The organism is Paraclostridium tenue (assembly GCF_039521565.1).
GTDB lineage: Bacteria > Bacillota > Clostridia > Peptostreptococcales > Peptostreptococcaceae > Paraclostridium > Paraclostridium tenue.
Genome location: NZ_BAAACP010000053.1, coordinates 1 through 830 on the forward strand (window position 1 = coordinate 1; position 830 = coordinate 830).

Here is an 830-nt window from a genome sequence, read left to right on the forward strand (position 1 = left end):
AAATATATTAGCATTAAATGCTGCAGTAGAAGCTGCACGTGCAGGTTCTGCTGGTAAGGGATTTGCTGTTGTTGCTGATGAAGTAAGAAATCTTGCTGCAAAATCAGCAGAAGCTGCTAAAAATACATCTACACTTATTGTAAATTCAATAGAAGCAGTTGATAAGGGAACTGAAATTGTAGATAACACAGCTAGATCATTAGAAAAAATAATAGATGCAACTAAACAAACTACTGTAGTAGTTGAAGCAATAGCAAAAGCATCTGAAGAACAAGCTAGTGCTATTAATCAAATTACATTAGGAATAGAACAAATTTCAGAAGTAGTACAAACAAACTCTGCAACATCAGAAGAAAGTGCTGCTGCTAGTGAAGAGTTAAGTGGACAAGCTCAAATGCTTAAATCACTTATTGAAAACTTTAAACTAAAAGATATAAATAGTTCTAAAAAGCATATAAACTTTAATAATGATGAAAAAAATTATTTTAGCATGAATGAATTCTAGTAAGAAATAATTTTGGATTATTAAATTATGATAAAAATGGAAGCTTTTATGCTTCCATTTTTAAAAACTGAATTTATTGTGTTAATTAATAAAGGAGAAAAATATGAGCGGAATGGATTCTTTAAATGAATTTTACGTGCATGAAAATATGCAATTATTAGAGCAATTAGAAGAAATTTTACTTGGAGGACAATCAGAAACAGGAAATTTGGGGAAAGAAGAAATAGAAGAGATTTTCCGTACAATGCACACTATTAAAGGTTCTTCAGCTATGATGGGTTATGATAGCATAACAAAACTTACTCATAGTATAGAAGACGTTTTT

General features: G+C 30.0%; 2 protein-coding genes. Both read left to right on the forward strand.

Features of this window, described 5'->3' with window-relative positions; translation table 11 throughout:
• A partial coding sequence (locus tag ABFX13_RS14595) for a methyl-accepting chemotaxis protein (RefSeq protein ID WP_346047233.1) occupies positions 1 to 505 on the forward strand: 505 nt, incomplete at its 5' end.
• Between the two features lie 103 nt (positions 506 to 608).
• Positions 609 to 830: Hpt domain-containing protein (locus ABFX13_RS14600; protein WP_346047235.1), on the forward strand; the 222-nt coding region annotated here is incomplete at its 3' end.